A 24,290-nucleotide genomic window follows, 5' to 3' on the forward strand; every position below is an offset into this window, starting at 1 on the left:
CAGAGGTAACCCGCTCCACGAAAATTCGCGTGCCGCCGCGGCGCGATCGAGTCGCAGCAGCGGCAAATATCCGCCTATCGATGCAATTCCCACGACCATAGCCCTCAATCAATAACCAGTTTTCTATTCCCAATCGACGGAGAAAAAGCCAAAACCTTCCCTCTGGTGCGATAACTAGTAAACCTGTTGACTATCATTTGGCAAGCGATTATCTGTTGGATCAAGCCAATGGAGGCAGACTTGGTTTTTCGAGATGATGCACTGACAGGCAAGGCCATCCTCGTGACAGGTGGCGGAGGTGGCCTTGGGCGGGAGATTGCCCAGGCACTTTCCGCACTTGGTGCACAGGTATACATTTGTGGCCGGCGGCAGGCGCTTTTGACCGAAGCTGCCGAAGCTATATCCGCGCAGACTGGCGGCAGGGTCGTTCCGCATGCGTGCGATATTCGCGATGCCGATGCAGTGGACGTGATGATCGCAGAGATTTGGCGTGACACGCCGCTGACCGGGCTCGTCAACAACGCTGCGGCTAACTTCATTTCCCCGACCAAGGATCTCAGCGCGCGGGGTTTCCGCGCCATAACCTCCACAGTGATGGACGGTAGCTTTCATGCAACGCTATCCTGCGGGAAGCGCTGGATCAATCAGGGCATTAAGGGTTCGGTTGTATCCAACCTTGTCACCTGGGTGTGGACTGGCTCCGCCTTCGTTGTTCCTTCCGCCATGGCCAAATCGGCGCTGCACGCGATGACGATGTCGCTCGCGGCTGAGTGGGGACCTTATGGCATCCGGCTGAATGCGACTGCACCCGGGCCGTTCCCCACGCCGGAGGCCTGGGAAAAGCTGAATCCGCTGCCCGACACCAAGAGTTCGGCGACGAGTTGTGACACTATCCCGATGCGGCGTTTTGGCGAGATCCCTGAGCTTACCAACCTCGTCGCATTTTTGCTGTCTGATGCCTGCGCTTTCCTGACTGGCCAGACAATCGCAATCGACGGCGGACAGCACCTGGCCGCGCCGAGCACCTTTGCAGATCTGACCATCCTTACCGACGATCAATGGCGCGCCGCGCGCGAAGCAATCGAGGCTTCAACAAGCCGATCCAAGGCCGCCCAGAACGGGGATAATCCAGCATGATCGAACGCACACTCTTCTCTTCAGAGCACGAAATGTGGCGAGAGTCGGTCCGCCGCTTCATCGAGAAGGAGATCGTGCCGTTCCATGACCAATGGGAAGAGGACGGAATTGTTCCGCGCGATGTCTGGCTCAAGGCAGGTGAGGCGGGAATGCTGTGTTGCACCGTGCCGGAGGAATACGGTGGGCTCGGTGCCGATTATCTCTATGACGTGGTTGTCTTCGAGGAACTGTGGCGCTCCGGCAGCAGCGGCCCCGGATTCCTGATTCACGCCGACCTGGTGGCGACCTATATCCGCTCGTTCGGAACCGAGGAACAGAAACAGCACTGGCTGCCAAAGATGGTGACTGGCGAGGCGATCGGTTCGCTGGGAATGACAGAGCCGCATGCCGGCTCCGACCTGAAGGCAATCCGCACCACCGCGGTGCGCGATGGTGACGACTATGTCATCAACGGGCAGAAGGTCTTCATCTCAAACGGACAGATGTGCGACGTGCTGGTACTTGCCACCAAGACCGATAGCTCTGCAGGGGCGCATGGCGTCACTCTGTTCCTGGTGGATACCAGCCTGCCTGGCTTCCGGCGCGGTCAGAACCTGAAGAAATTGGGAATGAAGGCACAGGATACGTCCGAGTTGTTCTTCGACGACCTGCGCGTGCCCGCCAGTGCCATGCTGGGCGAGGAAGGCGGCGGTTTCAAACTGATGATGACAAAGCTGGCACAGGAGCGCTTGGCCCAGGCAATCCGTTCGGCCACCGTGACCGAAACCGTGCTGGAATGGACAGTCGATTACACCAGCCAGCGCAATGCCTTCGGCCAAACCATCGCCGACTTTCAGAACACGCAATTCGTGCTTGCCGATCTGAAGGCGCGCAGCGTGGCGGCGCGCGTGTTTACCGACAAGTGCATCGAGCTTTTCCTCGAGAACAAGCTCGATCCAGTTGATGCGGCAATCGCAAAGATGATTACTTCCGAACTGCATTGCGAAGCGGCGGACAAGTGCCTGCAACTGTTCGGCGGATGGGGTTATATGTGGGAATACCCGATCGCGCGCGCCTACGCCGATGCAAGAATCGTAAAGATTGCAGGGGGTTCGATCGAGGTCATGAAGATGATCATCGCCCGCGAAATGTTCAAAGGCAAGATCGGAAGAAATCGGTGAACAGCTTTTCCAACTTGGGATTTGACGAGGTTGCGTCCATGACGGTGGGCACAATCATGTCAGGAGACAAACCCTTGCGAAAAGAACTTGATTACGGCCTCAGGTTTGGCTTTCTCATTCACGATGTTTCCCGCCTGCGTCGCATAATCGTCGACCGTGCGCTGAAGCCGCTCGGCATTACTCGCTCGCAGTGGTGGGTACTAGCTTTCCTCTCCCGCCGGGACGGGATGAAGCTTTCCGCTCTCGCAGCCGATCTTGATCTGACCAAGGTCGCCGTTGGTGGCCTGATCGAACGCATGGAGGCAGTCGGCCTTGTCGTGCGCCGCACCGACGAACGCGATGCCCGTGCGAAGCGCGTGTATCTGACGAGCGAAGGCCAGGGCCTGGTCAACCGTATCCGCGAGCACGTGGAAACAGTGGAGTCCGCAATTCTCGAACCTGTGGGCGAAGATGAACTCGAAGTCGCCGCTGGCACTTTGCTGAAGATGAAAAATCGCCTGCTCGAAATGATCGGCGATGACAACGATGCTGGCTAGCCGGGAGAGCGCCCGCCAGCTGTACTGATGGAGGATTGAGTGAAAGGTTTGGAAGGCAAGGTTGCGATCGTGACTGGCGGTGGCCAGGGAATTGGCCGTGCGCTGGTGCTGCGCCTTGCGGCCGAAGGCTGCAAGGTTGCGATCTTCGACCTCTCGCAGGAAGCGGGCGACGAGACTGCCGCGCTGGCACCCGAGGCAACGATCAGGACATGGACTGTCGATGTCAGCGATTTCGATGCGGTGGGGCGTGCAGTCGAAGCTGTCGAGGCCGAGCTCGGTCCGGTTTGGGCGCTCGTCAATAATGCCGGCTGGGACAAGCCCCAGCCCTTTCTCGCCACAGACCCGGCATTCTGGGAAAAGGTCATTTCGATCAATCTCAAAGGCAATCTCAACACCCACTTTGCGGTTGCCGGCAAGATGGCCGAGCGTGGCGGCGGGCGGATCATCAATATCGCGTCCGACGCGGCTCGCGTCGGCACCGCGAACGAGGCGGTCTATTCCGCGTGCAAGGGCGGCCTCATCTCTTTCACCAAGTCGATCGCCCGCGAACTGGCGCGCAACAACGTGCTCGCGAATTGTGTGTGCCCGGGGCCAACCAATACGCCCATGATGGCAGGCGTGCTGGGCGAAGGCGAGCAGGCGGTGAAGTGGAAGGATGCGATGGTGCGCGGCATTCCGCTCAAGCGTATGGGCGAACCGGATGACTATGCTGGTATCGTTGCTTTGCTGGCTTCGGATGACGGCGCCTACATCACCGGGCAGGCGATCTCGGTGTCCGGCGGCATGAACATGGTTTGACCATGTCGCCCGGCGCACAAGCCATTCTGCCGATCGCAGGCGAACGGGGAAGACCGGATGCATGCCTGCTCCAGCGCAATCTACAGCAATAGCCAAAGAAAGGACTCGCCATGAGCGACACCCCTCAGTTCGAAGACATCATCTATGAAATACGCGGCCGTGCCGCCTGGATCATCATCAATCGACCCAAGCTCTACAATGCTTTCCGTGCGACGACGATCGAGGAAATGATCACTGCGTTTCAGCAGGCCGCCACTGACCGTGAAGTATCTTGCGTGGTACTGACCGGCGCAGGCGACAAGGCATTCTGCACCGGCGGCGACCAGTCTGCCAAGGATGGCCAGTATGACGGTCGTGGGATCGTGGGACTGCCCATCGATGAGCTGCAGTCGATCATTCGCGATATTCCTAAGCCAGTGATCGCCCGGATCAACGGCTTCGCCATCGGCGGCGGCAATGTCTTCGCCACGCTGTGCGACCTGTCGATCATGGCTGACACTGCCCGGCTGGGACAAGTTGGCCCGAAGGTCGGTTCGGTCGATGGCGGTTGGGGCACAGCCTACCTTGCCCGGCATGTCGGCGATAAGAAGGCCCGCGAGATGTGGTATCTCAACCTACAATACACGGCGCAGGAAGCGCTTGAGATGGGTCTCGTCAACAAAGTGGTGCCGGCAGCAGAGCTGGACGATGCGGTGAACGAATGGACCGACATGATTGGCCAGCGTTCGCCAACGGCGCTGGCGCTGGCCAAACGATCGTTCAATGCAGACAGCGAGAATATCCGCGGCATATCGATGCTCGCTCTGAACTCGGTCAAACTCTATTACGACACCGAGGAATCCAAGGAGGGTATGCGGGCTTTTCACGAAAAGCGCACGCCTGAATTCCACAAATACCTCAAATAGGCGTCGCGCTGGTACCGTGACAGGCCCCCGGCGTCTTTCTGCTGGCCAATTGCCGTCAGTCTTCCCGCCGGGAGGCCATGCCTTCATATCATCCTGCTCGGCACAGAGCGAACTGCTGATTCACGAAATTGGCGAGGCGGGCAGCGCCTTGGTCGGGGCACGGTTGTCCGGGATTTTTGTTCCTGGGATCAACCGCTCCCCAGCCGGAGGAAACGCCGAAGTCGAAACAATCACCTTCTTCAACTCGGCGGGGCTAAACAAAGGCGGCGGGTCACTTCGCTTTCTGCCGCTATGCTACCAGGATATCGTTCGCTGGTATGAAGCAAACCCGCCCGATGCCGTTGCGGTCATGCTTTCTCCACCCGACGATTGGGGTAATTGCAGCTTCGGTGTCGATCCAGGTTTCGGGGCGGACCTGTGGCGCAAGTCCCGGGTTCGGATCGCGCATATCAATCCCGCAATGCCCCGGACACCCGGCGATGCAGGTATCCCGTTTTCCGAACTGACGGCCTGGTTCGAGGCTGAGCAGCCGCTGCTCGCAGCACCATCGGTAGCCATTGATGATACAAGCAGGCAAATCGCGTCGCACGCTGTACAATTCATCGGTGATGGAGCGACAATCCAGACCGGTCTCGGCAAGCTGCCCGATGCAGTCCTGGACATGCTCCACGATCGCCGGAACCTGCGGATCCATACCGGCCTTGCGGGAGATGGTGTAGGGCGGCTTTTACATTCGGGCGCGCTTGCCGATGGCAAGTCTGCGCTGGTCGGCTGCGCCATTGGTGGCCGCCAGCTATATGACGAGGCATGCGATCCACGGTTCAACTTCCGGCCCGTTTCGAACACGCATAATCCCGCCCTGCTGGCCCAGATCGAACGGCTGGTGACGATCAATTCGGTGATGTCCGTCGATCTATTCGGACAAGGCTTCGCAGAAGCCTTGGGGCAGGCTTTCGTCTCTGGCCCCGGCGGCGCGAGCGACTTCGCCCGCGGTGCACGGGCCGCACAGGGGGGCTGCGGATCGTGGTGCTGCCTGCGGCGAGCAAAGGGCAAAGCCGCATCGTCGCCCCCGGCAGCGGGGACGGCCCGGTGTCCCTTTCGCGCTTCGATATTGATGTGGTGGTCACTGAGCATGGCGCGGCCGATCTTCGGTTGATGGGACATGACGCGAGGGCGGAGGCCCTGATTGCCATCGCGGCACCAGAATTTCGTGACGAACTGGCGCGAGCATGGTCAAGCCTTGGCACGAGGCCCTGAACCAGTCATTATATTGAGGAGAGAGGGCATGGCCCGAAAGAAGACAATCATAAGCTGCGCCGTAACCGGCTCCATTCACACTCCCTCGATGTCGCCACACTTGCCAGTAACCGCGCAGGAAATTGCTGATGCGGCTCTCGGCGCGGCGGAAGCGGGCGCGGCAATCGTGCACCTTCACGCTCGCAATCCAGAAGACGGCAGGCCCGCGCACGAGCCGGAGGACTTCGAGCCATTTCTGAAGGCGATCAAGCAGCAGAGTGACGTCGTGGTGAATATTACCACCGGCGCCTCTCCCTACATGCCGGTCGAATACCGCGTGAAACCTGCCGAGACATGGGCCCCTGAAGTCGCCAGCCTCAATATGGGCTCGATGAATTTCGGCCTGTTCCCGATGCTGGCCCGGAATACGGAATGGAAACATGCGTGGGAGCCGGAAATGCTCGAAGCGAGCCATGATCTCGTCTTCCGCAACAGCTTCAAGGACATCCGATATGCGCTCGACACGCTGAACAAGACCGGCACACGCTACGAGTTCGAATGCTACGATACGAGCCACCTCTACAACCTTCACTATTTCTTCCGTGAGGGGCTGGTAGAGGCGCCGCTGTTCATCCAAACCTGCTTCGGCCTGCTCGGCGGGATCGGCTCGCATCCCGAAGACGTGCAGCATCTGAAGCGCACGGCCGACCGGCTGTTCGGTGACAAGTACGAATGGTCTGTCCTCGCTGCGGGATCGAACCAGATGAAAGTTGCCGCCATGGCTGCGAGCATGGGCGGGCACGTACGGGTCGGGCTGGAAGACAGCTTGTGGATCGGCAAGGGCCAGCTTGCTGAAAGCAATGCCGCGCAGGTGCTTAAGGTGCGCCAGATCATCGAAGGACTAGGCGGGGAGATCGCCACGCCCGACGAGGCGCGCGAAATCCTGCAGCTGAAGGGAGGCGATCGTGTCGCATTCTGAACTGCCACAGCTCACCCAGTTCCGGCTTGAGCCTCAGGATAACGGCCTTGTCCATCTGGTCTTCGACTGCCCAGACCGCAGCATGAACGTCTTTTCCAACAAGGCGATTCACGAACTCGGCGCCATTGCTGAATGGTTGCATGCCTCCTCGGTGCGCGGCCTCCTTGTCCGATCGGGCAAGGCCAGCGGCTTTTGCGCAGGTGCGGACCTGACCGAGCTCGGCACAGCCTATGACATGATCGTGGCAGCCAAACCGGCAGACCGTTTCGACATCGCCTTCAACCACTTCTTCCCTCTCAGCCACGCCTTACGACGGCTGGAAACCGCTGGTGTGCCGATTGCGGCAGCGATCGGCGGAGTGGCGTTGGGTGGTGGATGCGAGCTTGCGCTGGCCGCGCATTACCGGGTCCTTGCGGATACGTCGGCTGCCATTTTGGGCCTGCCCGAATGCCAGGTCGGCCTGCTGCCGGGTGCCGGGGGCACCCAGCGCATGCCACGGCTAGTCGGGGTCGAGCTGGGTCTTGAGGTATTGCTGCAAGGCCGAACACTGGAGGGCGACGCGGCAATCGCAGCGGGAGCCGTAAATACGCTGGTACGACCCGGAGAAGAGATCGAAGCGGCGGAACGCTGGTTGCTATCGGGCGAATCCCGGGCCACGCAGCCTTGGGACCAGCCCGATCACCAACCCATGCCCCATGCCGCATACGCCCCGGCCATCGCCCAACATCGGACGCGAGAACTGCGCCGGATGCTCGGACACGAACCTGCGCCGCTTGCGATTCTTGACTGCGTGGAGCTGGGATTGATGCAGCCGATGGATGGCGCGATCCGCGCAGAGATGTCGGTGTTCGCGCGGCTGATTGCCCGCCCCGAACCGCGCAACATGATCCGCGCGCTGTTTCTGGGCAAACAGGCTTACGACAAAGCCGCCCGTCAAGGTGCCGTTCCGCAGGCGGTCGAGGCGGAGGCAAAGACCTTTGGCGGCCTGATTGCAGATGCGCTGACAAAGGAATCTCGCCTGCGGTTGGCTCTGCCCGGCTCCGATGGCGGCGAGCCAGTGCAGGAACGGCTCGGCCTGCAAATCTGGCTGCTGGACCAGCCCGACTTGCTGGCCGCGCTCGAACCAGCACGCGCCTATGCCGCGTCTCTCGTCAACGAGATGCCTGAGGCCGAGTTGCTGCAGCTCGATCACCTTGTTATCCGACAAGGGCATTTGCCCGCCTATCTTGGGGGCGTGAGTGGGCTTGCGCGGCTGGGTACCGCAGCATGACGATCATGCCCGCAGGATTGACCGGATACCCCGCCATTGTCTTGGGTACGATGGGAATTCCTGCAGAAGGAACCGTGGCGGCGATCCATCAGGCGATCGAAATCGGTTATCGCGCCTTCGATACAGCGCCAATCTATGGCAACGAAGCGGAGGTTGGCGAAGCGATCAGAACCTCCCCGCTGGATCGCAGCGAATTGTTCGTCACGACCAAGCTATGGAACTCTTGCCACGGCTATGATCAGGCCTTGCAGGCCTTCGACCGCACTATGCAGCGGATGCAGCTGGATATGCTGGATCTCTATCTGATCCATTGGCCCGTGCCGACGCAGGGACTTTATGTGGAGAGCTGGCGCGCGCTGGTGCAACTGAGGAACGAAGGACGGGTTAGGGCCATCGGGGTCTCGAACTTCCTCCCCGAGCACCTGGAGCGCATCATCGATGCGACAGGAGTCGTGCCGGCACTGAACCAGGTCGAAATTCATCCTTCGTTCCAGCAGGCAGAATTGCGCGACGCGCACCGCAGGCTTGGTATATGCACGCAGGCATGGAGCCCGCTCGGCAATGGGAAGGATCTAGCCGATCCGCGCCTCGCTTCAATCGCCGACAGGCTTGAAGTATCCGCGGCGCAAGTGATTCTTGCATGGCTGGCGCACCAAGGAGTTCTGCCGGTGGCCAAGTCGAGCCGTGCAGAGCACATGCGCGAAAATCTGGATGCGCTCAATATCGAGCTTTTGCCGGAGGATTTGGAAATGCTGGCCCAGCTAGACCGCAACGAAAGTTGCTTCGGGGTGGATCCTCGAACTTTCGTGGCGCCAGATGGTTTGCGTGACTATCGCCCCTAAGCAAGACATTGCGGAGCAGGGCATTGAATAAGTGAGCACGTGCCGGCGAGACAGAACATATTCGGGCGGGCAAGTGATCTTATGTTGAGTGAATGACTGGGTTGAGGGCCAAAGCGGACGTTCCATTCGACTTCCCCAGCAAACCGAGCATTGGTGTTTTGGTCAGACCGAAAGCAACGGACCTGATCGAAGCCCCGCAGCGTAGCGCTTGAAGGGGCCTTGGGTGGTGGGAGCAGCAGTGGGCTGCTTCGAAACAGGAGAACCACCCATGACTATCGAGGTAAACACCACTCGCCGGAAGGCTGAAGATCGCACGGTGACCAAGATCAGCGTTGTGACAAAGCTGCTCAAGCGCAAACAGGGCGCTTCGCTCGATGAACTGGTCAAGCCAGCTGGCTGGCAGCCACATACGACACGCGCAGCGCTGACCGGCCTCAGGAAGAGGGGCTACCAGGTCGAGCGAGGTGAGCGGGCTGGTAAGACCTGCTACTCTCTTGTCGAGCCAACCAAGCCATGAGCAAGGCTTCAAAGATCGAAGCTCAGCTCGCCGGTATCACCAACACGCCTGCAGCAAAGCTTCGTGAGGCTTGGCTAGAGCGGTTTGGTGAAGCTGCGCCTGCGGCTTCATCGAACCTGATGCGGTTGGTGCTGGGCCATGCCCTCCAGGAGACGGCTATGGGAAAGCTACCAGCTGCACAGGCTAGGTTCCTGGGAGGTGACGCGCCGCTTCCTGAAGCATCCATCCAGCTCAAGCCCGGGACGCGTCTCGTGCGCGAGTGGAACGGCAGGATGCATTCGGTACTAGTGTCTGAGGACGGCTTCGAACTCGATGGCAAGCTTTATCCTACTCTTTCGGCGGTGGCCCGACGTATCACCGGAGCCCATTGGTCTGGGCCGCGCTTCTTTGGGCTCAAGCGCCGACCTCCTCCACCATGCAAAGAGGGAAGGGCGGATGGCTAGCAGAGTATCGGCCATGTCTGCTTCCCGATCCGCACAGCAGGTCCGCTGCGCCATCTATACTCGTAAGTCGACCGAAGATGGGTTGGAGCAGGAGTTCAACAGCCTCGATGCGCAATACGAGGCTTGTGCTGCCTATGCCTTGAGCCAGCAACACGAGGGCTGGGAACTGGTTGGCCAGCGTTACGATGATCCGGGCTTCTCAGGCGGCAATTTGCAACGACCTGGGCTCAAGCAGCTCCTCGCCGATATCGAGGCAGGCAAGATCGATATCGTGCTGCTTTACAAGATCGACAGGCTCACGCGCAGCCTGTCCGACTTCACCAGGATCGTTGAAGTGTTCGAAGGCGCAGGAGCAAGCTTTGTCAGCATCACGCAGAGCTTCAACACCACGACAAGCATGGGAAGGCTGACGCTCAACATGCTCTTGTCCTTCGGCCAGTTTGAACGGGAGATCGCGACGGAGAGGATCAGGGACAAGATCGCTGCTTCGAGAAAGAGGGGCATGTGGACCGGAGGTCCGGTGCCGCTTGGCTATGACCTCAAAGATCGCAAGCTCGTCATCAAAGAAGAGGAAGCCGCGCTCGTCAGAATGATCTTTGAACTGCACCAACAATGGGAGACGCTGACCGCTCTCCAAGCCGACCTTCTAGACCGCGGCTTCAGAACCAAGCCGCGCCCCTGCAAGGATGGACGGATAATGGGAGACGTGCCTTTCCGTTCAGGCGGGCTCAGGCACCTGCTCAGTAATCCCATCTATCTCGGTAGAGTCAGGCAAGGCGATAAGACTTATCCCGGACAACACGAGGCGATCATCGACCAACAAGCATGGGAGGCGTCACAGCGATTGTTGGAGAAAGCCAAGCCGAGGCCAAGGACCGGACATATCAGTCCGCTTGCTGGCCGGATCTGTGATGGGGAAGGGCGCAATCTTATCTCGGCTCACACGATCAAGCAGGGCAAGCGCTATCGCTATTACACCAGCAAGACCAGGAACTCAGCTGGAGCGTGGCGCCTTCCTGCAGGCGATGTCGAGAGGCTCGTAAGACAGGAACTGGATCGCTTTCTTCGTGACCACGAAAGACTTGCAGGAGCATTGGGCATTCCGTGCCTTGGTGAAGAGACCGAACAAAAGAGAGGACGGCTAGTCGAGCAGATGTCCAAGGCGAAGGGCCTTGATCACCTCGTCAGCCAACTCGATGTGCAAATCGAGGTTCAAGAGGCGAGTGTAACACTGACACTCAATCGGAATGCCCTTGGCGCAGTCTTGGGGATTGAACTTCCACCTGAGACATCGGACCAGTCCATCGAACTTGAAGTTGCGGCAGCACTAAGGAAGCGCGGGCACGAGCTGCGATTTGTTGAACAGGCCAGGCAAGACGCATCTCGTGGTCGGGACCGATCCTTGGCTTCATTGCTTCAGAAGGGCTGGCAGGCATGGGACAAACTGAAGCGTGAGGCAGATCAAGTCGATCCATCTGAGCGTAGCGAACTTACTCGATACGCAAGGCTGCGCTTCCTTGCTCCAGATATTGTCTCTGCCGTTCTCGAAGGTCGTCAGCCTGTAGAACTGACCGCGCGCAAACTCATGCGCACTTCCAACCTGCCCATCTCCTGGTCAGAACAGCGCAAAGTTCTGGGCTTTTCCTGATTCTCCGATAGATCGCCGCACCATGATCCCACCCGTTCTGGTGCCACCAAAAAGGCCATCAGAGACGCCTGGCGAGATCTGGCCCAATTTGCCGAGACAAGCACGGTCTCTGTCCCCAAGGCCAAACCATGAAGCGGTGAAAAGGCGCAGAACCGCGCGGTTTTCAAGGGCTATCGCGAGACAATTGGAATGGTGCCGCAGAGACCGAACTGCGTGGTGGGCGCGGCAAGGATTGAACTTGCGACCCCACCCGTGTGAAGGGTGGGAAAACGGACATTTGCGGCTATACACGGACAATAAAACGTCATAAAAACAGACTTAGGCGTTCGAGAATGTGCGCCAATGTTTTTCATGCTTTTTTCATGGATTTTGGAGTGCCCCGAAAATGCCCGATCTGAGTCGCATCGGAGAGCGCGAAAAGCTGAAGCCGAAAGCTGGCGATGAGCCGCATTGGCAGCGCCTGCGCCAAGGGGTCTATCTTGGCTATCGTCCTTCGAAGAAGAAGGCTGGGGGCACGTGGTTTGCCCGCTTCTATGATCCCGAGACAAACCGCAATTCCCGCAAGCGATTAGGCGACTACGGAACCTTGTCAGGCCATGATGTTTTCAAGCAGGCCAAGGCGGATGCCGAGACATGGGCCGAAACAGTCGAAAGCGGGGGCGAGTTGGCCCGCGACATGGTGACGGTCAAGGATGCGTGCGAAGCCTATCTGAGGGAAAAGCCCGGATCGATTGCCGAAGGGGTTTTCCGGCGGCACGTTTATGATGATCCCATCGCCAAGGTGAAGCTCGAAAAGTTGCGGCGGCACCACCTGAGGGCATGGCGCAAGCGGCTGGAGCAAGCCCCGGCGCTAGTGACGCGCACGAAGGAAAGCGACAAAAAACGAATGAAGGAGCGTTCCAAGTCGACCGTCAATCGCGACATGGTGCCGCTGCGCGCCGCGCTGGGTATGGTGCTTAAGCCCGGTTCGCCGAATACGGATGCCGCATGGCAAGAGGCGCTGCGCCCCTTCAAGGGAGCCGACAAGCGCCGGGAGCTGTATCTCGACCGCGATGAGCGTAAGAAGCTGATCGATGCAACTTGCGACGAGGCGCAGCCTTTCGTGAAGGCCCTGTGCCTCTTGCCCCTGCGCCCCGGCGCTTTGGCTGGCTTGACGGTGCGCGACTTCGACAAGCGCACTCGTGCCTTGACTGTCGGCAAGGATAAGAATGGCAACCCGCGTCAACTTACCATGCCGCCAAAGATTGCCGCCTTCTTCGAGGCGCAAGTGCAGGACAAATTGCCAACTGCATCGATTTTCGCCCGCGCTGGAGGCGAGGCTTGGAACAAGGATGCTTGGAAATATCCGATAAAGGACGCGGTTAAAGCGGCTGGCCTACCTAGTGCAGCATCGGCTTACACCTTGCGCCACAGCGTAATCACCGACTTGATCCGCGCCCGCCTACCCATCCTCACCGTCGCGCAGCTATCGGGCACGAGCGTTGCCATGATTGAAAAGCACTACGGTCATCTGGTGCGCGATGATGCAGAAGAGGCGCTGGCAAGCATCGCCATCTAGGAAAGCTGCCCCCAAAAGTGTCCGCATTTGCATACTTCGTCACATAAACGGTCATTCCGCTAACGACCCAGTTCGAGCCATTGGACAAAATGGCGGTTATCCACTCGATCAAAAACGTTGGTGTGCGCCTATGAGCAGCGCAAAAATCAATCTAGGCACCCCCCTTGGGTCGCGACGGCATAAGCTTCTCTAAAGGGCTTGCAACCTACTATTAAAACTCTATACCTACTCCTCAGTAGAACAATATGCGCGAGCGTCAAGCTGCCATTGGGGAGAGCGAAAATGGGTTTCACGAAGACAATCGGATTGCGTCTTGGCTCGGCTGTTTCTGTCGAATGTGCAGCTAAAGGGCGGAGCACGAGAGCGCTTTACTTTGCGGGGGCAGCCTTTGTCGGTCTCGCCAACTCGGGCTCAGCGCTGGCACAGGAAGGCAGTGCGCAGGCCGAGGGTGCAGAACAAGCAAACGGCAACACGATCATCGTCACTGCGCGTCGCTCTGAAGAATCCCTGTTCGAGATTGGTGCGTCGATTTCAGCGGTTTCGGCCGATTCAATCAGCCCAGGGCAAATTGAAGATGTTGAGTCGCTTGCTCGTGCGATTCCCAACGTATCTGTCGGTGACCAATTCGGTGTGAATCGCGTTTTCATTCGCGGTATCGGTATGACAAGTATCGACCTCGGTGCCGACGGTGCGGTGGCGATGCTTCAGGATGGTGTGATAATCGCGCGGCCGGCAGCTCAGTTGGCAGGCTTTTACGATGTAGAACGTGTTGAGGTCCTGCGTGGACCGCAAGGCACGCTTTATGGGCGCGGTGCTACTGCCGGCGCGATGAACATCGTGACCAAGAAGCCGACCGAGGAACTCGAAGGCTATGTGCGTGCGACCTATGGCAATTACGATGCATTGACCTTGGAAGGCGCGGTGGGCGGCCCTGTATCCGGCGATCAGGTAATGGTTCGCCTGGCAGGCAAATACGACAAGCGCGATGGCTATGGAGTCAATCTCGTGACTGGCGAAGATGTAGACGATCGCGATGCATTTGCTGTACGCGGGTCGTTGCTTGCGCGCCTCAGCAGCAACCTCGATCTCACCCTTCAGGCCGAGTATTACCGCGAAGACGACAACAACTACGCCTTCCACTATTTTGGTCCAACAGTTGCTCCTGAAAACGCTCTGGGATCGGTTCTAGGTGGCGATACGATCATCACATATTACGAGGCTCTGGGAGAGAAGCCGAATTTCAGGAATGGCTTTTCAGATCAGGAAGCTATCAATGATCGGAAGGGCTACAACTTCACTGGTGAGCTGAACCTCGACGCGGGAGACTGGAACGTCAAGTCGATCACATCATATCGTTACTTTGACCGGTTTCAACGAGACGACCTCGATGCGTCCGACGTGAACATGTTCGGCCAGAACAATTACTACGAAACTTCCAAAACCTTCAGTCAGGAATTCGTAGCGAATTACGACGGACCTGGTTTTGATCTCCTACTCGGAGCCATGTACTTCCATGAAGATCTGTTCGGTCAAGTCTTGGTTCCGTTGACCAATCTTGGACTCCTCTTTGGCCTTCCGGCTGATACATTCGACGATCAGGCCTACAACCAGGAAGGCGACGTCACCATCGACGCATACGGCCTCTTCGCACAGGGGACTGTTGATCTCAGCGATCGCCTCAAGGCTACATTCGGAGGACGGCTGAGCTATGAAAAGCGAAGGGGCACCGGATCATTCGAGTTTCTCGGTGTTGTCCCGACCGACAGGGCCAAGAGCTGGACTGCCTTTACGCCAACCTTCTCGCTCGAATATCAGGCCAGTGATTCCACACTGCTTTACGCTTCGGTTACCCGCGGGTTCAAGTCCGGCGTGATCAACGTCGGTTCGCAGAACGAAGTGATCAATCCGGAGTTCGTATGGGGTTATGAAGCGGGCGTGAAGACAGCGGTAGGACGGCTTTTTGAAGGTAGCCTTGCCGCATTCTATCTCGATTACACCGACCTCCAGGTGGGCTTTGTTGATGCCTCGAGCGTGGTAACAACCGTTAACGCGGCATCCGCGCGCAATTATGGCCTTGAACTCGAAATGCGCGCCCGTCCGGCGCCGGGCCTGACGCTTGAATTCTTCGGCACCTATCTCAATGCCAAGTACAAGGACTTCGTGAACGGTGACTATCGTCAGGGTTTTGCTCAGGTCGATCTGTCCGGCAATCGGTTGCAGAATGCGCCGGAGTTCTCTGCCCGAGGCGCGATCAGCTATGACTGGGTCATGGCGAACGATAGTCGGATCACAGTACGCAGTGACGTGAACTGGCAGGACCGCGTCTTCTTCACAGAGTTTAACAACGATGACGCCACCCAGCCTGCACACGCAATATGGAACGCGGGAATTGGCTATGCATCCCCAGGCGAAAAATACACGGTTGATCTCTGGGTCAGGAACATCACAGACGAGTTGGTGATCGCGAACAACATCATTACTGCACCGCTCTACAACAGTGTACGCGTTGGCTCGCTTGCTCCGCCGCGCACTTACGGTGTGACCGTCGGTGTGAATTTCTGACAGCCATTTGGAGGCCAAGACATGCGCGCAAGCGAGGTTATTTTAACGAGGACGGAGAAAGTCAGCCTTGGTGTTCCTGCAGCGAAGGCGGTCGCGACAGAAGCCGAGAGACTTGGGGCTGAGCGGGTCTTCGTTCTGGCGGGTCGTACGCTGGCAAGGGATACCGACGAAGTTAGCAGAATTGAAAAGGCACTTGGGTCGCGGCATGTAGCAACGCACACTGGCATAAGGCCTCACGGACCTCGCGAAGATGTGCTCGCGGCTGCGAACCATGCTAGGGAAGTCGATACTGATCTGGTGATTACGGTAGGCGGCGGATCTGTTACAGACGCTGGACAGGTAATGCTGCTTTGTCTGAAGCATAATTTCAACAGCGTTGACGATTTCGAACCATACCATACCTCGGTTGACGAGGATGGAAACATGGTTCTCCCCGAGTTTGAAGGGCCTGACATCCCGATAATCTGCGTCCCGACCACACTTTCTGGTGGGGAGTTCAATCCGCTCTCGGGCGCGACTGATACGGCGATCAAGCAGAAGCAGGCTTATACACATCCGGCTATGGCACCGGTGTCTGTGGTTCTGGATCCCGCGATTACAATACATACACCCGAATGGCTGTGGCTCTCTACTGGCGTCCGGGCTGTCGATCATGCAACTGAAGCCCTCAGTTCTCTCCTGTCGAATGCCTTCTTCGATGGAATGGCTGAAAGTGCGTTGCGGCTGCTTTCCGAGGGCTTGCCCCGGGTAAAAGCCGACCCCTCCGACCTTGAAGCCCGTCTCAATTGTCAGGTAGGTGCGTGGCAGTCGATGATCCCGATCGTTGGCGGTGCACCAATGGGGGCCAGCCATGCGATTGGCCACGTTCTGGGGGGCACTTGCGACGTCTCACATGGGCATACATCATGCGTGATGGCTCCATATGTCCAGGCGTGGAACAGTTTGGTCAACGCAGAGAGGCAGACGAGGATTAGTGCAGCACTTGGAGATCCCAACAGGCCCGCCTCTGAATTGCTTGACTCGCTCATCCGCGGTCTTGGCATGCCCCGGACCCTGCAAGAGGTAGGAGTGGATGAAAGCCAGTTCCCGCTTATTGCCGAGTATACTCTGGAAGACATGTGGGGAAGAACCAATCCGCGCCCGATCCGGAACGCCGATGATGTTATAGAGGTTCTTCGACTTGCGCTCGGTTAAAGGGCGCATCCATGTGCGGCCCTACAAGCCAAAAGAGCAGATCGAATGACTACCGCAGCTAGACGCAAGAGCACTTCAATCCGCAAGGAGATCGCCGCATTCAAGCGCCAGCGCATCCTTGAGGTGGCGAGCGAGCTCTTCGCGCGCCATGGATATGAATTGACCACGCTTGATGAGGTGGCTGCGAGGATCGAAGTTACAAAGCCGTTCATCTATTCCTATTACCGGAACAAGGGCGAGTTACTTCGCGAGATCTGCGAGCGGGGAATTCGCAAATCAACTGAAGCACTCGATGAAGTCATGGCGAGGCCTGCCTCACCAACTGACCAACTCCATCGTATTGTCCGCAGCGTCGGTCGGATTATCGTGGAGAACCGTGATTATATCGCAGTCTACCAGGCGGAAGAGAAGAACCTCTTGCCCGAAGACGCAAAACATATCCGTGAAATGCGACATGAATTTGATCTCAAGCTTACAGGCCTGCTCGAACGCGGACAGGAAGCGGGCGAGTTCGAAATCCAGCACGCTCAGCGCTCAGCACTCTGGATTGGCGGCCTGCTGACTTGGATCGCCAACTGGTACCATGAGGGGGGCAAGTGGTCTGCTGACGAGATCATTGAGGATGCGGTTTATACGATCGACAAGATCGTGATGCCGCTTGGTGAGTCGCCTCGAAAGGTAAACAGATGAGCGATTTCCCTGCACATGGGCATAGCGACCCGCGCGTACCCTCGCGCGAGACGTGTGTAACGCGCTATCTAATCGACCGCTGGGCGCAGGACCGGCCAGACCAGGTCTATGCGTTGTTCGAAGACGGCTCTAGCTGGACCTATTTCGAACTCAGGGAACGTGTCGTGCAACTCGCGGCCGGGCTGCAGGAGTTGGGAGTCGCACAAGGAGAGCATGTCGCGCTGTGGATGCCAAGCGATCGCGACGCCTTGCTTGCCTTTCATGCTGTCAATTACCTTGGCGCGGTCTTCGTCCCTTTCAACACAGCCTACAAGGGCGCACTGCTCGAGCATGTCCTGAACAACAGCGACGCTAGACTGCTGATTTGTCATGCAAGCCTTGTTGCCCGACTGAATGACGTCGATCGAGCCAAGCTCGAGCAGCTTGTTGTTGCAGGGGATTTCGACGGTGATGCGCCATTATCGGTTGCGCTTTGGAGCGACGTGGTCGCATCCCGCCACCAGCTGCAAGATCCGGCTCGTCCGATCGAACCTTGGGATAGCCAGTCGATCATCTATACTTCGGGGACAACCGGGCCGTCGAAGGGTGTGCTCTCGTCCTATTTGCATCTCTATACCAACGCCGGGCCGGACGGCTGGCCGTTTGTACGTGGGGATGACCGGTTCCTCGTCAACATGCCGATTTTTCACATCGGAGGTACTGGACTTCCATTCAACATGCTTGCGCGTGGCGGTTCGATCGCGCTGATGGAAAATTTCTCGACCGAAACCTTTTGGCAATTCGTTCGAGAGACCGAGTGCACGGTCATTTTCCTGCTTGGCGTGATGGCGACCTTTCTGTTGAAGCGGGAGCCCGCTGATACCGATCGCGATCATAGCGTCCGGCTGGCCTTCATGGTGCCGCTGACCGAAAGCGCCACCGAATTTCATGAGCGGTTCGGGATCGACGTCTATTCGATCTTCAATATGACAGAGGTCTCCACCCCGACCTTCACCGAGCCGAACCCCACCAAGCTTGGCACTTGTGGCAAGCCGCGACCCGGCGTCGAAGTACGCTTGGTCGATAAGAACGACTGCGAGGTCGCGGTGGGCGAAGTGGGCGAGATGATCGTTCGTACGGATCGCCCGTGGGGCATGAACAGCGGCTATTATAAGAATCCCGAAGCGACTGCCGAGGCATGGCGCAACGGCTGGTTCCATACGGGTGATGCCTTTCGCAGGGATGCTGACGGCTATTTCTACTTCGTGGACCGGGTCAAGGATGCGATCCGCCGCCGCGGCGAGAACATCTCCTCGTTCGAGGTCGAAAGCCAGATCGCCGCACACCCGTCTGTTCGTGAAGCAGCTGTGATCGGGGTTCCGAGCGAGTTTTCCGAGGACGAAGTGATGGTGGTCGTTGCACCGGTCGATGGGCACACAATCGAACTCGAAGTGCTGTTCGAATTTGCCGCAGAGCGGCTGCCCTACTTCATGGTGCCACGATACTTTCGGATCATGGATGAATTGCCCAAGACGCCCACTGCGAAAGTGCAAAAGGCCAAGCTGCGCGAAGACGGTGTGACGGACGATACGTGGGATCGCGAAAGGGCCGGATTGCGGCTCAAGCGGGAGAAATTTTGAGGCCAGTCGCTTGAGAGGGCACGGCACCCAATTCGCATTTGAAGGACCACCAGATGGAACCCTTTTTTCAGGTCGGCAATCACAAGGTCTATCGTGCGGAGGAATGGCAAGGTGGGTTTGCCCCGCCACAGGATCTCTTCGCTGAATTCGACCCGACGGTGTTCAATGATTTCGCGGCAGGGTTAGAGCCAGACTATTACAGGGACGGTGTAATCTATGCCTTCCTTCAAAGCTGGGTGATTGCGACAGAAACCGGAAATATCCTGATCGATACCGGAGCGGGGAACGGCAAGGAGCGGCCGAATATCCCGGTGTTTGGCAAGCTCGACACACCCTTTCTCCAGCACCTCAGCGATGCGGGTTTCTCTCCGGACAGGATCGACAAGGTCTTTTGCACCCATCTCCATATCGACCATGTTGGCTGGAACACAGTTCTGGAAAATCGGCGCTGGATCCCGACATTCCCCAACGCGACCTACTTCTTCCCACGCATTGACAATAAGTTCTGGAACCCGGCCGGCCCGTACTATGCCGGGATGAACGGCGCGGCCGTAAACGCGAATGTTTATGAGGACAGCGTGTTGCCGGTGATCGAAGCGGGCCAAGCAGTATTCGTCGATGATGGCGACGAGATTGCGCCTGGAATGATTGCCCGGGCTGCGCCCGGTCACACACCCGGGCAGATGGTGCTGGAAGTGACCGACGGCAACGATGTGGCGATGTTTACGGGCGATATTCTGCATCATCCCATTCAAATCTACCGTCCTGACTGGAACAGTGTCTATTGCGAGGATCGCCGGCTGGCGTCGAGCACGCGTCATGCTGTGCTGGAGCGTGCCTGCCGGATAGGTGCCCGAATTGTCCCAGCCCACTTTGGCGGCGCTCACACCACTTTCGTCGAGCGAAGCGGCACGGGCTTTTGCCCACGATTTCCGACCGACTAGATCTGTGGAGCGAGCAGGAAACCAATGACAAAGGTCAGATCATTCGCACCCGATGAGCCAGAGATGCGGGCCGATCCCTATCCGGCATTTGCCGAACTGCGCGAACATGACCCCCTGCACCGCTCGGACCTCGGCTATTGGGTCGTCAGTCGATATGACGATGTTCGCGGGGTCCTCATGAACAGGGATGATTTCGGCCAGGGCGACTTTGTGGAGAATATCCGGCTGTTCTACGGGCCCGATTTCGATGTCATGGGGCAACCCGCATACAAATGGCTCTCGGAAGTATTCCTGATGCAGGATCCGCCGCATCACACGCGTGTACGGGGATTGGTGACGGGGGCCCTTACCGCCCGGATCGTGCGCAGCATGGAGCCGCGGATTCGCGCGATCACTGATACACTGATCAATCGTTTCATTGACCATGGACAAGCTGACCTGATCGGTGAATTCGCCTACGAACTTCCCGTCCGTGTGATGTGTGACATGTTGGGCGTTGATCCTGCCGATACTCGACTTCCGGCCGTTGTCGACGCGATCAGTAAGAGCTTCATTGTCTTCGAGGCAAGAGCGCTGACAGAAAGCGAACTGGCCACCGCCAACCAACAGATTCGCGTGCTCCAGGCCTTCTTTGATGAGCTATTCGATCAGCGGATGAAGGAGCCTCGTGCGGATCTGGCAACAGCACTGGTGCAATCGGGTGGGAAGGAAGACTCGCTTTCGCACGATGAGCTTGTCACCGTAGCAATCGGGTTGTTCGGTGCTGGGTTTGAAACCACCGCTCACCTGCTCGGTAATGGCCTGTTGTGCTTAAGCAAATTTCCGGATCAATGGCAGCTTCTGGTCGGTGATCCGGTCGGCCTGAGTGCGAATGCCGTCGATGAGGTATTGCGTTATGAAAGCTCCTTGATCGCTACCTATCGTACTGCCCTGAGGGAAACACAGGTGCGCGGTCAGACCATCGAAGCCGGCTCGAAGGTTCTGTGTCTCATCGGAGCGGGCAACCGTGATCCCCGAACCTTCGATCACGCGGATACATTCGACATCCAGCGCAACGCCCGCAATCATCTCAGCTTCGGCGGCGGCATCCACTTCTGTGCCGGTGCGGAGCTGGCCCGATTGGAAGGTCGTATTGCGTTTGAGCGATTAGCTACGCGCTTGCCCGGATTAGCTGTGGAGACACGTAACCCCGCCTGGAGAGAGGGCTTTCTGTTCCGGGGAATGGCGACCTTGCCGGGCCGCTGGTGATCACGGGCAAATGACGACTTTCCCGATACGGCCCGGGTCTGACAAGGCGTCGAATGCGGCAGCTGCATCCGCAAGCGTGTGCCGTGCGGCAACTGTTGGCTCGATCCGCCCAGTGCGCGCCAGATCGAGGATGATCGACAGGATCGCTCGGGTTCGCGCTTTGTCAGTTTGCCACAGGTAACGGGCGTCGACGCCAACAAGTGCGGCAGACTTGAGCAACGGCAAATTGGCGGGCAGACTGGGAATGCCGGTATCCGCCGCAAACCCAACCACAAGGTGACGACCGCGTTTTGCGAGCGAACGAAAGGCTGGCTCGAACAACGGTCCACCGACCGGATCGAAAACCATGTTGATTCCATGCGGAACTGCTGCATTGAGGTCGGAGCGCCAGTCTTCCCGGCGATAGTCAATTGCATGGCGCGCGCCTGATTGTGAGACGAATGCAAGCTTCTCCCTTCCGCTGGCAAGGCCTGCTACCACCGCACTGCTGGCGTTGGCCAGCCTGACCGCAGCGGAACCGACCCCGCCAGATGCTCCCGTAACCAGGAGCGTTTCGCCGGGCTTCAATTCTCCGCAGTCGAATAATCCGTAGTAGGCTGTCAGATAATCGAGCAGGATTGCGGCCGCCTCTGGTGATTCAAGCTCTTCCGGAACCGCGACTGCGTTGTCTTCGGGCACGCAGACGAATTCGGCGAGGCCTCCGCCAAATTGCCATGCGGCAATTCGCTGCCCAACTCTGAAGCGGGAGTTTGGCTCGACGGCTTCGCAGACCGTACCGACAATCTCGCCACCTGGGATGAAGGGCAGCTGGGGTTTTACCTGGTACAGGCCTTTCATCACCAGGGGATCAACAAAACCGAGCGATGTCGCTTCGACCTTGATCAATAACTCGCCCGAAGCGGCGACAGGCCTCTTGATCTCCTCGAGTGCAAAACTGGAAGGGGACCCCAGTGCATGCCCGATGAATGCCTTCATGCGAATGCCCGTCTCATCAGCCTACCTTTTCCAGCGCGGCCAGGTTGTTGCTGATCAGGCCGAATTCGAGATCTTCCCGCTTTGGTTTGCGGGTCATGCGCCAGAAGGCATCATTCCTCCACGGCGTAATCGCGATGACCCTGCCACTAGAGTTTCTGTACCAGTTTTCCGTGCCGGGATGGGTCCACACAAGCTTTTCATGCTCTTCATCGATCCGGCGATTATATTCGTGGTAGACGTCCGCCTTGACCTCAACGGTAGCAGCGCCCGCGGCGGCCGCCTCTTCCACGACTTTCCCGGCGAAGTGCATCTGGTTCTCGATATTCCGGATCATGCTGCCGCCGTGACCCGATCCCACATTTGGGCCAAGCAGAATGAAGAAGTTCGGAAAATCGGGAACGAGCGTACCGAGGTAGGCTTCAGCGTTATCTTCCCCCCAAAATTCGCTGAGAACCTTTCCGTCGCGCCCGACGATCTCATAGGATCCAAGCACGCGGGTGGTCTGGAAGCCGGTAGCAAGGATGATGATGTCGGCTTCGATCATTTCACCCGAAGAGGAGTACAGCTTGCGCCCCTCGACGCGCGCCAGATGTTCCGGGATCAGCTTCACATTGGGCTTCTTCAATGTCCGGTACCAACCGTTGTCGAGCAGCATTCTCTTGGCGAACGGGGGGTAGTCCGGCAGGACATCCTTGATGAGCTCCGGACGTTCGGCGAGTTCCTGCTCGACATAGCGAGTAAAGGCTCTGCGGTGGCCGTCGTTGATCGCATTGACCGAGCGTTCCGGATGGTCCCATTCCGGGTCGCGGAACAAGGTTCCGTGAACACGGTCGTTAAAGGTCCACGACAGTCGCTGTTCGGCCCAGGCCCGGTAAAGTGGGACCACTTTCATCAGATAGCGAACTCCGTCTGGAATTCGCTTGCGAAACTGCGGGAAGGGCGCTGCCCATTGCTTGGATCGGGCAAATAAGGTGAGCTTCTCCACTTGGTCGGCTATAGCAGGTGCGACTTGCATGCCCGACGCTCCGTTACCGACCACTGCAACGCGTTTGCCCGTCATCGTGGCATCCTCGGGCCATCTACTGGTGTGGTAGACATCGCCCTCAAACTCATCGAGGCCGTCGATGTGGGGGTATTTCGGGATATTGAGAATGCCCACCGCGCTAAAAAGATAATCAGCATAGAGAAGCTCGGTATCGCCGCCAGCGGTCTCGATAGTCACTTCCCACTTGCAGGTTTCTTCCTTCCACCGTGCCGCGTGAACATGGGTGTTGAACCGCGCGTTGTTGTAGAGCCCGAACTGCTTTGCTGTGTCGAGCAAGTAGCTCTCGATCTCATCGCGCAGCGGGAAATGCATTGACCAGTCGTTCGGTCGGCAGCTGAAGGTGTAGGTCAGCGCCGGAGTGTCGACACCGCACCCGGGATAGCGGTTCTCGAACCAGGTGCCGCCGAAATCGTCGTTCTTTTCGAGGACCGTGTATTTGACACCCATTCTCTGTAATTCGATCCCGGCGCAAATGCCTGAGATGCCGCCGCCAATCACGAGCGCGGTCTTATCGCGGAGGCTCTCAGGGAGCTTGGGTTCATCGGCTTCTAGTGACATTCCAGCCGCGATCACATCTCCATATTCTTCGGGGACATTCTCGGTCATGGCGACGCTGAGCATTTCAGCAAGGTGACTGTTGTCGGGTCGTGCGAGCTTCAGGTCCTGACCGCCCAGCCAATCGCTGATCGCCTTCAGCGCTGCATCCCTAATTTCATCCTGGATCGCCTCCGGCAATTGGCCGCTGTCATTGTCATCAAGCCCCGGAGAGCGAGCAGGAGCATAGGGGGCGGCCAGCCATTTCCCATCGCCTGTCATCTGATGGAGCACCATCAGCAAGCTAGGGATATTTGCCTGCCTTACTCCTGATTGCAGCAGATCCCAGTCCACCTGAGTGTCTGCGACGGGCCGCGCTGCAAACCGATCGGTCATTTCATTTCCTCTTTGTCTTGCTCGAGCCTGTCAAACGGGTGATTGCATAGTGGC

The 24,290-nt window shown here is 58.1% G+C and carries 21 protein-coding genes; 19 read left to right on the plus strand and 2 right to left on the minus strand.

From position 1 onward, the window contains the following. The first annotated feature begins 240 nt into the window (after positions 1 to 240). The 19 genes from G6N82_RS11770 (at position 241) to G6N82_RS11860 (ending at position 21,286) form a co-directional block, all read left to right on the plus strand. A complete protein-coding gene (locus tag G6N82_RS11770) occupies positions 241 to 1,137 on the plus strand; it encodes an SDR family oxidoreductase (protein ID WP_241255087.1) in 897 nt (298 codons plus the stop codon). Then, positions 1,134 to 2,297, plus strand: coding sequence for an acyl-CoA dehydrogenase family protein (locus G6N82_RS11775; RefSeq protein ID WP_165196685.1), 1,164 nt, complete (start codon positions 1,134 to 1,136; stop codon positions 2,295 to 2,297). Before G6N82_RS11770 ends, G6N82_RS11775 begins: the two co-directional genes overlap by 4 nt. Continuing rightward, positions 2,294 to 2,833 carry a MarR family transcriptional regulator gene (locus G6N82_RS11780; protein ID WP_165196687.1) on the plus strand — a complete coding sequence of 180 codons (540 nt, stop codon included), beginning with the start codon at positions 2,294 to 2,296 and terminating at the stop codon, positions 2,831 to 2,833. The genes G6N82_RS11775 and G6N82_RS11780 overlap by 4 nt, the downstream gene beginning before the upstream one ends. Positions 2,834 to 2,872: 39 nt before the next feature. Then, entirely contained in the window at positions 2,873 to 3,631 is a 759-nt protein-coding gene (locus tag G6N82_RS11785) for an SDR family oxidoreductase (RefSeq protein WP_165196689.1), read from the plus strand. Positions 3,632 to 3,741: 110 nt separating this feature from the next. Then, entirely contained in the window at positions 3,742 to 4,536 is a 795-nt protein-coding gene (locus G6N82_RS11790) for an enoyl-CoA hydratase-related protein (protein WP_165196691.1), read from the plus strand. Between the two features lie 349 nt (positions 4,537 to 4,885). Continuing rightward, entirely contained in the window at positions 4,886 to 5,692 is an 807-nt protein-coding gene (locus G6N82_RS11795) for an acetyl-CoA hydrolase/transferase C-terminal domain-containing protein (RefSeq protein ID WP_165196693.1), read from the plus strand. A 129-nt stretch (positions 5,693 to 5,821) separates the two neighbouring features. Continuing rightward, the gene (locus tag G6N82_RS11800; RefSeq protein ID WP_165196695.1) at positions 5,822 to 6,751 is read left to right on the plus strand and encodes a 3-keto-5-aminohexanoate cleavage protein; all 930 of its coding nucleotides are present in this window, start codon (positions 5,822 to 5,824) and stop codon (positions 6,749 to 6,751) included. Continuing rightward, positions 6,738 to 8,021 carry an enoyl-CoA hydratase-related protein gene (locus tag G6N82_RS11805; RefSeq protein WP_165196697.1) on the plus strand — a complete coding sequence of 428 codons (1,284 nt, stop codon included), beginning with the start codon at positions 6,738 to 6,740 and terminating at the stop codon, positions 8,019 to 8,021. The genes G6N82_RS11800 and G6N82_RS11805 overlap by 14 nt, the downstream gene beginning before the upstream one ends. Continuing rightward, on the plus strand, positions 8,018 to 8,863 hold the full coding sequence (locus G6N82_RS11810; protein ID WP_206520184.1) for an aldo/keto reductase: 846 nt from the start codon (positions 8,018 to 8,020) through the stop codon (positions 8,861 to 8,863). Before G6N82_RS11805 ends, G6N82_RS11810 begins: the two co-directional genes overlap by 4 nt. Positions 8,864 to 9,131: 268 nt before the next feature. Further along, positions 9,132 to 9,380 (plus strand): DUF3489 domain-containing protein, encoded by a 249-nt coding sequence (locus tag G6N82_RS11815; RefSeq protein WP_165196699.1) that lies wholly within the window; start codon positions 9,132 to 9,134, stop codon positions 9,378 to 9,380. After that, the gene (locus G6N82_RS11820; RefSeq protein ID WP_165196701.1) at positions 9,377 to 9,823 is read left to right on the plus strand and encodes a DUF2924 domain-containing protein; all 447 of its coding nucleotides are present in this window, start codon (positions 9,377 to 9,379) and stop codon (positions 9,821 to 9,823) included. The genes G6N82_RS11815 and G6N82_RS11820 overlap by 4 nt, the downstream gene beginning before the upstream one ends. Continuing rightward, entirely contained in the window at positions 9,816 to 11,471 is a 1,656-nt protein-coding gene (locus tag G6N82_RS11825) for a recombinase family protein (RefSeq protein WP_206520185.1), read from the plus strand. Before G6N82_RS11820 ends, G6N82_RS11825 begins: the two co-directional genes overlap by 8 nt. 664 nt (positions 11,472 to 12,135) lie before the next feature. Then, positions 12,136 to 13,029, plus strand: a complete 894-nt coding sequence (locus tag G6N82_RS11830) for a tyrosine-type recombinase/integrase (RefSeq protein WP_241255088.1) — start codon at positions 12,136 to 12,138, stop codon at positions 13,027 to 13,029. A 282-nt stretch (positions 13,030 to 13,311) separates the two neighbouring features. After that, positions 13,312 to 15,591 (plus strand): TonB-dependent receptor, encoded by a 2,280-nt coding sequence (locus G6N82_RS11835; RefSeq protein WP_165196707.1) that lies wholly within the window; start codon positions 13,312 to 13,314, stop codon positions 15,589 to 15,591. 21 nt (positions 15,592 to 15,612) lie between these two features. After that, a complete protein-coding gene (locus tag G6N82_RS11840; protein WP_165196709.1) occupies positions 15,613 to 16,785 on the plus strand; it encodes an iron-containing alcohol dehydrogenase in 1,173 nt (390 codons plus the stop codon). A gap of 45 nt (positions 16,786 to 16,830) precedes the next feature. Then, the gene (locus G6N82_RS11845) at positions 16,831 to 17,475 is read left to right on the plus strand and encodes a TetR/AcrR family transcriptional regulator (RefSeq protein ID WP_165196711.1); all 645 of its coding nucleotides are present in this window, start codon (positions 16,831 to 16,833) and stop codon (positions 17,473 to 17,475) included. Continuing rightward, positions 17,472 to 19,094 (plus strand): AMP-binding protein, encoded by a 1,623-nt coding sequence (locus tag G6N82_RS11850; RefSeq protein WP_165196713.1) that lies wholly within the window; start codon positions 17,472 to 17,474, stop codon positions 19,092 to 19,094. Before G6N82_RS11845 ends, G6N82_RS11850 begins: the two co-directional genes overlap by 4 nt. A 53-nt stretch (positions 19,095 to 19,147) precedes the next feature. Beyond that, positions 19,148 to 20,038 carry an MBL fold metallo-hydrolase gene (locus G6N82_RS11855; protein WP_165196715.1) on the plus strand — a complete coding sequence of 297 codons (891 nt, stop codon included), beginning with the start codon at positions 19,148 to 19,150 and terminating at the stop codon, positions 20,036 to 20,038. 63 nt (positions 20,039 to 20,101) lie between these two features. Then, positions 20,102 to 21,286, plus strand: a complete 1,185-nt coding sequence (locus G6N82_RS11860) for a cytochrome P450 (protein ID WP_165196717.1) — start codon at positions 20,102 to 20,104, stop codon at positions 21,284 to 21,286. On the opposite strand, the gene G6N82_RS11865 is transcribed toward G6N82_RS11860, so the two are convergent. Both G6N82_RS11865 and G6N82_RS11870 read right to left on the minus strand, forming a co-directional pair. Next, positions 21,287 to 22,261 carry an NADPH:quinone oxidoreductase family protein gene (locus G6N82_RS11865; RefSeq protein WP_165196719.1) on the minus strand — a complete coding sequence of 325 codons (975 nt, stop codon included), beginning with the start codon at positions 22,259 to 22,261 and terminating at the stop codon, positions 21,287 to 21,289. 16 nt (positions 22,262 to 22,277) lie between these two features. Beyond that, complete coding sequence (locus G6N82_RS11870) at positions 22,278 to 24,236, minus strand: NAD(P)/FAD-dependent oxidoreductase (protein ID WP_165196721.1); 1,959 nt, start codon at positions 24,234 to 24,236, stop codon at positions 22,278 to 22,280. Positions 24,237 to 24,290: the final 54 nt, after the last annotated feature.

Source organism: Altererythrobacter sp. BO-6, from assembly GCF_011047315.1.
GTDB lineage: Bacteria > Pseudomonadota > Alphaproteobacteria > Sphingomonadales > Sphingomonadaceae > Erythrobacter.

What these genes read in the sequence shown, in the direction of transcription:
- G6N82_RS11850 (WP_165196713.1), top strand. Translation starts at nt 17,472, where the DNA reads ATGAGCGATTTCCCTGCACATGGGCATAGCGACCCGCGCGTACCCTCG.
- G6N82_RS11865 (WP_165196719.1), bottom strand. Translation starts at nt 22,261, where the DNA reads ATGAAGGCATTCATCGGGCATGCACTGGGGTCCCCTTCCAGTTTTGCA.
- G6N82_RS11815 (WP_165196699.1), top strand. Translation starts at nt 9,132, where the DNA reads ATGACTATCGAGGTAAACACCACTCGCCGGAAGGCTGAAGATCGCACG.
- G6N82_RS11855 (WP_165196715.1), top strand. Translation starts at nt 19,148, where the DNA reads ATGGAACCCTTTTTTCAGGTCGGCAATCACAAGGTCTATCGTGCGGAG.
- G6N82_RS11800 (WP_165196695.1), top strand. Translation starts at nt 5,822, where the DNA reads ATGGCCCGAAAGAAGACAATCATAAGCTGCGCCGTAACCGGCTCCATT.
- G6N82_RS11845 (WP_165196711.1), top strand. Translation starts at nt 16,831, where the DNA reads ATGACTACCGCAGCTAGACGCAAGAGCACTTCAATCCGCAAGGAGATC.
- G6N82_RS11795 (WP_165196693.1), top strand. Translation starts at nt 4,886, where the DNA reads ATGCTTTCTCCACCCGACGATTGGGGTAATTGCAGCTTCGGTGTCGAT.
- G6N82_RS11820 (WP_165196701.1), top strand. Translation starts at nt 9,377, where the DNA reads ATGAGCAAGGCTTCAAAGATCGAAGCTCAGCTCGCCGGTATCACCAAC.
- G6N82_RS11835 (WP_165196707.1), top strand. Translation starts at nt 13,312, where the DNA reads ATGGGTTTCACGAAGACAATCGGATTGCGTCTTGGCTCGGCTGTTTCT.
- G6N82_RS11775 (WP_165196685.1), top strand. Translation starts at nt 1,134, where the DNA reads ATGATCGAACGCACACTCTTCTCTTCAGAGCACGAAATGTGGCGAGAG.
- G6N82_RS11790 (WP_165196691.1), top strand. Translation starts at nt 3,742, where the DNA reads ATGAGCGACACCCCTCAGTTCGAAGACATCATCTATGAAATACGCGGC.
- G6N82_RS11825 (WP_206520185.1), top strand. Translation starts at nt 9,816, where the DNA reads ATGGCTAGCAGAGTATCGGCCATGTCTGCTTCCCGATCCGCACAGCAG.
- G6N82_RS11840 (WP_165196709.1), top strand. Translation starts at nt 15,613, where the DNA reads ATGCGCGCAAGCGAGGTTATTTTAACGAGGACGGAGAAAGTCAGCCTT.
- G6N82_RS11810 (WP_206520184.1), top strand. Translation starts at nt 8,018, where the DNA reads ATGACGATCATGCCCGCAGGATTGACCGGATACCCCGCCATTGTCTTG.
- G6N82_RS11860 (WP_165196717.1), top strand. Translation starts at nt 20,102, where the DNA reads ATGCGGGCCGATCCCTATCCGGCATTTGCCGAACTGCGCGAACATGAC.
- G6N82_RS11870 (WP_165196721.1), bottom strand. Translation starts at nt 24,236, where the DNA reads ATGACCGATCGGTTTGCAGCGCGGCCCGTCGCAGACACTCAGGTGGAC.